This window comes from Kitasatospora sp. NPDC057500, from assembly GCF_042802195.1.
GTDB lineage: Bacteria > Actinomycetota > Actinomycetes > Streptomycetales > Streptomycetaceae > Kitasatospora.
Genome location: NZ_JBHVER010000303.1, coordinates 1 through 6,918 on the forward strand (window position 1 = coordinate 1; position 6,918 = coordinate 6,918).

Annotated in this window: 5 protein-coding genes; 4 read left to right on the forward strand and 1 reads right to left on the reverse strand. The window is 74.1% G+C overall.

What is annotated here, in order from left to right; translation table 11 throughout:
• Nucleotides 1-61: 61 nt before the first annotated feature.
• Complete coding sequence (locus ACFU74_RS35000; protein WP_380764175.1) at nt 62-1,222, forward strand: winged helix DNA-binding domain-containing protein; 1,161 nt, start codon at nt 62-64, stop codon at nt 1,220-1,222.
• A gap of 99 nt (nt 1,223-1,321) precedes the next feature.
• Here the strand turns inward: ACFU74_RS35000 and ACFU74_RS35005 are convergent, their stop codons facing one another.
• Complete coding sequence (locus ACFU74_RS35005) at nt 1,322-3,814, reverse strand: transglycosylase domain-containing protein (RefSeq protein WP_380764176.1); 2,493 nt, start codon at nt 3,812-3,814, stop codon at nt 1,322-1,324.
• A gap of 331 nt (nt 3,815-4,145) precedes the next feature.
• On the opposite strand from ACFU74_RS35005, the gene ACFU74_RS35010 reads away from it, so the two are divergent.
• The 3 genes from ACFU74_RS35010 to ACFU74_RS35020 are packed head-to-tail and all read left to right on the forward strand — an operon-like array spanning nt 4,146 to nt 6,803.
• Nucleotides 4,146-4,946, forward strand: a complete 801-nt coding sequence (locus ACFU74_RS35010) for an ABC transporter permease (protein ID WP_380764179.1) — start codon at nt 4,146-4,148, stop codon at nt 4,944-4,946.
• Complete coding sequence (locus ACFU74_RS35015) at nt 4,939-5,814, forward strand: ABC transporter permease (RefSeq protein ID WP_380764177.1); 876 nt, start codon at nt 4,939-4,941, stop codon at nt 5,812-5,814. The genes ACFU74_RS35010 and ACFU74_RS35015 overlap by 8 nt, the downstream gene beginning before the upstream one ends.
• A gap of 29 nt (nt 5,815-5,843) precedes the next feature.
• Nucleotides 5,844-6,803: an ATP-binding cassette domain-containing protein gene (locus tag ACFU74_RS35020; RefSeq protein ID WP_380764178.1), complete on the forward strand. Its 960-nt coding sequence runs from the start codon at nt 5,844-5,846 to the stop codon at nt 6,801-6,803.
• The last annotated feature ends 115 nt before the right edge of the window (nt 6,804-6,918 follow it).

Below are 6,918 nucleotides of genomic sequence, written 5' to 3' on the forward strand. Positions count from 1 at the left end.
GCCGTGGGCGCGGCGGCCCACCGGCGTTTCCGGGGGCCGCCCCGGCCCCTATGATCCGCCCATGGTGATCGACGAGGGGCAGCGGCGGGCACGGCTGGGGCGGCGGTTGCTGCTGGCGTCCGCCGGGTGGGCGGGGCGGGTGGAGGAGGTGGCCGACGCGGTCGTCGGGCTTCACGCCTCCGACCCCGCGACGGTGTACCTGTCGGCGTGCGCGCGGCTGCGCGAGCCGTCGGCGGCCGAGGTGGACCGGGCGCTGTACGACGAGGTCTCGCTGGTGAAGCTGCTGTCGATGCGGCGGACGCTGTTCGCGGTGACCGAGGCCTTCGCGCCGTACGTGAGCGCGGCGGCGGCGCGGCAGATCGCGGCCAAGGAGCGGGCGACGCTGCTGAAGCACCTTGCGGAGTTCGCCGACGGGTGGAGCCCGGCGCGGCTGGCGCAGACCGAGCGGGAGGTGCTGGCGGCGCTGGCGGTGCGCGGGGAGGCGACCACGGCCGAGCTGGGAGCGGACGTGCCGGCGCTGCGCGAGACGATGCTGATGTCGGCGGGCAAGCCGTACGAGGCCAAGCAGAGCGTGGGGAGCCGGCTGTTGCGGCTGCTGGCCTCGGACGGACACGTGCGGCGGTGCCGGCCGCGCGGGTCGTGGCTGAGCAACAGCTACCCGTGGGCGCCGGTGGCGCCGTGGCCGGAGGTGCCGGCGCGGGAGGCCAAGGCGGAGGTGGTGCGGCGCTGGCTGGCGTCGTACGGGCCGGGGACCGTCGAGGACGTGAAGTGGTGGACGGGCTGGACGCTGGGGGACGTGCGCCGGGCGCTGGCCGACGTGGGCGCGGTGGAGGTGGCGCTGGAGGGCGGTGCGGCGGGTCTGGTGCTGCCGGGGGACGAGGGGCCGGTGGCGGAGCCGGAGCCGTGGGCGGCGCTGCTGCCGGGGCTGGATCCGGCGGTGATGGGCTGGCGGGGCCGGGAGTGGTACCTGCGGCCGGAGGACGTGCCGGCGCTGTTCGACCGGGCGGGGAACGCGGGGCCGACGGTGTGGTGGTGCGGCCGGGTGGTCGGCGGCTGGGCGCAGCGGGCGGACGGCGAGGTGGTGTGGCGGCTGTTCGAGGACGCGGGCGCCGGGGCGCGGGCGGCGGTCGCGGCGCAGGCGGAGCGGTTGGCGGGCTGGCTGGGGGAGGTCCGGGTGACGCCGCGGTTCCGTACGCCGCTGGAGCGTGAACTGGTGGCGTAGGAGGGCGCTCTCCTTCGGATCACGCCGGGCGGTCGCCGCCGGGGCGCGCACCAGCCCCTTCGGCCGGGAGGTGCCCCCCACCTCCGCGCCGCCGAGGGCCTACTGGGCCGGGGGCGGGGTGTCCGGTCGGACGGTGGCCGGGGGTTTGGCGGTGGCGGGCGGGAGCGGGGTGTGCGGGGTGGGGTCCGGGGCCTTGGTGGGGGCGACGGTGGTCGGTGGTTCGGCGGTGGGACGGTCGGCGGTGGGCCGCGTGCTGGGGGTGGCCTGCGGTTGGGCGGGTTCCTGCGGGGTGGGCGCGAGGGGTGTGGACGGTTCGGGGTCGGCGGTGGTCCGGCCGGGGGCCGGGGTGGTGGCGGTCGGCGTCGGGGTCGTGGTGGGCCGTCTGGGCACGGTCGGTGCGGCGGGGGCCGCGGGGTCGGCGGGGCCGGCCGGTACTGCCGGGGCGGCCGGGGCCTGGACGGTGCCGCCGCGGCCGGCGGTGGGGTCCGGGGACGGTGCGGGCGTGGTGGTCGCGGTGGCCGTGACCGTGGCCGTGGCGGTCGGGGTGCCGGTGGGGCCGCCGGCGGCGGGGCGGCCGTTGCCTTCGCTGGGTTCGAGCTCGAAGTCCTGTACGTCGGTGCCTTCCAGGGCCTCGCCCATGTAGGCGGTCCAGATCCGGGTGGGGAAGGCGCCGCCGTTGATCCGGGCGTAGCCGGCGGTGCCGGCCAGCGGTTCCTTGGCGTGGGTCTTCGGGTGCTCGCGGAAGAGGCCCACGGTGGTGGCGAGTTCGGGGGTGTAGCCGGCGAACCAGGCGGAGAGGTTGGCGTCGGTGGTGCCGGTCTTGCCGGCGGCGGGCCGACCGAGGTCGAGGGCCTCGGCGCCGGTGCCGTGGGTGCTGACGACCCCGCGCAGGACGTCGGTGACGGCGTCGGCGGTGCCCCGGTCGAGGGCGTCGACGGGTGCGTGTCCGGGCAGTTCGGGCGTGTCGACGGGGCCGGTGCCGGGGTTGACCCGTTCGAGTCCGGCCACGGACCAGGGCCGGTGGGCCTCGCCGTGGTTGGCGAGGGCGGCGTAGACGCCGGCCAGGTCGAGTGCGCTCGGGGTGGCGGTGCCGAGGGTCATCGAGGTATTGGCCGGGTCCATGCCGGGGACGTCGTCGGGGATGCCGAGCCGGATGGCGGTCGCCCGGACGTGGTCGAGTCCGGCGTCGACGCCGACCTGCGCGTACACCGAGTTGACGGACTTGGCCATGGCCTGGCGCAGGGTGATGGGGCCGTAGTCGATGTCGTCCTCGTTGGGCGGCGCGTACGGGGTCGGGCCGTCGGTGACGGGGCGTTCGCTGGTGCCGTCGTAGCGCGTCTCGGTGGTGATCGGGCGGCCGTCGCCGCTGCTGTGGTGGGAGGTGAGGCCGGCGGCGAGGTCGATGGGCTTGAAGGTGGAGCCGATCTGGTTGTCCTGGCGCAGCGCGTCGTTGTAGGGCTGCTCGGCGTAGTCGGGTCCGCCGTAGACGGCGACGACGCGGCCGGTGGCGGGTTCGACGGAGGCGCCGGCGACCCGGACGTCGGTGTCGGTTCCGGGCCGGGCCTCGGGGTCGAGTTCGTCGGTGAGTTCGTCCTGGACGGCGCGGGCGAAGGCGTCCTGCTTGTGCTGGTCGAAGGTGGTGGTGATGCGCCAGCCGCCGGCCTTGAGGGTGGCGCTGTCGAGGATGCCGCTGCCGACCAGGTACTCGTCGGCGACGCCGACCAGGTAGCCGGCCTGTCCGGCGAGGCCGGAGGCGGGCTGCGGGTCGAGCGGGTCGGGGAAGTCGAGGCCGGCGCGTTCGGTGGCGCTGAGGAAGCCGAGTTGGACCATGCCGTCGAGGGTGTAGTGCCAGCGGGCGACGGCCTTCTCGCGGTTGGCGGGGGTGGCGGTCTTCACGTCGTAGGCGCTGGGGGCCTGGAGCAGGGCGGCGAGGTAGGCGCTCTGCGGGACGGTCAGTTCGGAGACGTCGACGCCGTAGTAGGCGCGGGCGGCGCTCTGGACGCCGTAGGCACCGCGGCCGAAGTAGCTGGTGTTGAGGTAGCCGGCGAGGATCTCGTCCTTGTCGCGCTGCTGGTCGACCTTGAGGGCGATGAGGAGTTCGCGGCCCTTGCGTTCGATGGTCCGGCTCTGGGTGAGGTAGTAGTTCTTGACGTACTGCTGGGTGATGGTGGAACCGCCCTGCAGGCCCTGGCCGGTGAGGCTGTTCCAGCCGGCCCGGACCATGCCTGTCAGGTCGATGCCGCGGTTCTGGTAGAAGGTGCGGTCCTCGGCGGAGACGACGGCCTGCCGGGTGCCGACCGGGACCTCGTCGATGGTGACGTCGGTGCGGTTGACGGCGCCGGTGCGGGCGATCTCGGTGACGCCGTCGGCGTAGAGGTAGACGTTGCTCTGGGCGACGGCCTGGGCGTTGGGGTCGGGCAGCGGGACGATGACGTAGAGCACGGCGAAGGCGCCGACGGCGAGCAGTGCGGTGGTGAGGACGGCGCCGAGGGTGACCCGCCAGGTGGGCAGCAGCCGTCGCCGCAGCGGCAGGGCGCGGCGCGCCTCGCGGCGGGCGGCCCGTTTGGTCCGGCGGCTGGTGCTCGGGGTCATGCGGAGATTATGTGCTATTTGACTGCCGATCAGGCGCCCGGACGACTCCGTACGGGTGGTGGAAAAACCGGGTGCGCACGGGACTTCGCCGCAGTACGGTGAAAGGTGCAAACCACATAGCGAGGCCGTTTCGGGCTCCGGCCCGTTCCAGCTCCGTCCGCCCGGCCCGGTACCCCCGGGGGAGGGCGGCCGGGGCCGGTCCGGCATGCGCACCTGCGGCCAGGGGCCTCCCTGTGTCGCCATTTGTCGATAAGGAGACAATATGCAGAAGCTTGAGTCTCGGCCGTCGGAAGCCCGTCCCCCCGATCCCGGCGGCGGCGCGCGCGCCGCCCTGCGGCTGTACGCCGCGGTCGTCCGCGGCGCGTTCCTCCGCTTCTCCACCTACCGGGCCGCCACCCTGGCCGGCGCCTTCACCAACACCGTCTTCGGCTTCATCCTCGCCTACACCTTCATCGCCCTGTGGCACGCCCGCCCCGGCCTCGGCGGCTACGACGAGGCCGCGGCCGTCACCTACATCTGGGTCAGTCAGGCCCTGCTGATGACGGTGGCCGTGATGGGCGGCGGCTTCGAGGACGACATCCAGGAGCGCTTCCGCAGCGGCGACATCGCCGTCGACCTCTACCGGCCGGTGGACTTCCAGGGCTGGTGGCTGGCCACCGACCTCGGCCGGGCCGCCTTCCACCTGCTCGGCCGGGGCGTGGCGCCGGTGCTGGTCGGCGCCCTGGCCTTCCGCACCCGGATGCCGGAGCACCCGCTGACCTGGGCGGTCTTCCTGCTGTCGGTGCTGCTCGCGGTGGTCGTCAGCTTCGGCCTGCGGTTCCTGGTCGCGCTCACCGGCTTCTGGCTGCACGACTCGGAGGGGGTGCGGGCCCTGACGCTGATGGTGTCGATCTTCTTCTCCGGGATGCTGCTGCCGCTCGCGCTCTTCCCCGGGTGGCTCGGCGAACTCGCCCCGCTGCTGCCCTGGGCGGCACTGGTGAAGGTGCCCACCGACGTCTTCCTGGAGCGGGTCACCGGCACCGGACTGCTCGGCGCGCTGGGCTCCCAGCTGGCCTGGGCGCTGGTGCTGCTCGCGACCGGCCGGCTGGTCCAGCTGCTCGCCACCCGCAAGGTGGTGGTCCAGGGTGGCTGACCAGGCCCTCGTGACCCCCGGGCCCGCCGGGCTCGGCGGACCCCGTGAACCGCTCGCCGCCCGGACGGCCTGGGCGGTGCGCTCCTGGTGGCTCACCGCCGCCATGTGGACCAGGGCGCTGATGTCCTACCGGGCGTCGTTCGTGATGATGACCGTCGCCAACGTCGCCATCACCTTCCTCGACTTCGTCGTGATCATCCTGATGTTCCAGCACACCGACAGCCTCGGCGACTGGACCCTGCCCGAACTCGGCTTCCTCTACGGAACCTCCGCGTTCGCCCTCGGCACGGCCAACCTGTTCGTCGGCACCGTCGACGCCCTCGGCGAGCGCATCCGCACCGGCACCCTGGACACCATGCTGGTGCGGCCCGCACCCGCACTCGCCCAGGTCTGCGCCGAGCGCTTCTCGCTGCGCAGGGTCGGACGGGCCGTGCAGGCGGCGGCCGTGCTGGGCTGGTCGCTGTTCGTGCTGGACGTCCACTGGACGTGGGACCGGGTGCTGCTGGTGCCCGTGCTGCTGGTCTGCGGCACCCTCGTCTTCGCGGCGTTCTTCATCGGCATCGCCAGCCTGCAGTTCTGGTGGGGCGAGTCCGGGCAACTGCACCACTCCTTCACCTACGGCGGCGCGACCCTGCTGCAGTACCCGCCGACCGTGTTCGCCAAGGAGCTGGTCGCCGGCACCGTCTTCGGCGTGCCGCTGGCCTTCGTCAACTGGCTGCCCGCCCTGCGCATCCTCGACAAGCCCGATCCGCTGGGCCTGCCCGCCGCCTTCCAGTTCGCCTCACCGCTGGCCGCCGTGCTGAGCCTGGCCGTCGCCGGACTGGTCTGGCGGGCCGGCCTGCGCGCCTACCGCGGCGCCGGCAGCTGATCCCCCGTCCCCCGCACCGAGGAAGAACCATGACACTGATCGAGCTCGACGACGTCCGCCGCACCTTCACCGTCCGCGCCAAGACCGGCCGGCTGAAGCGGGAGAAGCGCGAGGTGCGCGCCGTCGACGGACTGAGCTTCACCGTCCGGGCCGGCGAGTGCGTCGGCTACATCGGCCCCAACGGCGCCGGCAAGTCCACCACCATCAAGATGCTCACCGGCATCCTCGTCCCCAGCTCCGGCCGGCTGCGCGTGGCCGGCGTCGACCCGGCCCGCGAACGGGCCGCGCTGGCCCGCCGGATCGGCGTCGTCTTCGGGCAGCGCACCACCCTCTGGTGGGACCTGCCGCTGCGCGACTCCTACGAACTCGCGCGCAGGCTCTACCGGATCCCCGATCACCGATATCGCGCCAACCTGGAACGCTGCGTCGAACTGCTCGACCTCGGCGCGCTGCTCGACACGCCGGTGCGCCAGCTCTCGCTCGGCCAGCGGATGCGCGGCGACCTCGCCGCCGCCCTGCTGCACGACCCCGCCGTGCTGTACCTGGACGAGCCGACCATCGGCCTGGACGTGATCAGCAAGGGCAAGGTGCGCGAGTTCCTGCGCGAGGTCAACCGCGACCGCGGTACCACCGTGCTGCTCACCACGCACGACCTCACCGACATCGAACAGCTCTGCGACCGGGTCATGGTGATCGACCACGGCCGGGTCGTCTACGACGGCGGGCTGGAGGGCCTGCACGCCGTCGGCGACAGCGAGCGGACCCTGGTCGTCGACCTGGCCGAGGCCGGACCGCCGGTCGAGGTGCCCGGCGCCCGGGTGGTCCGGGTCGAGGGCCCGCGCCAGTGGCTGGCCTTCCCGGCCGAGCAGAGCGCCGCCCCGGTGGTGGCGGCCGTCGCCGCCCGCTACCCGCTGGTCGACCTCTCGGTGCGCGAGCCCGCGATCGAGGACGTGATCGCCCGGATGTACGCGGAGGTCGCCATCGGCTGAGCGTCCGACCGGGGAACGGATGTCCGGAGCCGCTCGCCCGTGCGGGTGGCGGACGTGGTCCCGTGCCGCGTCGCCCGGTTGACCGTTGCACCGCCCGGCGCCGCGCCGCCCGTCC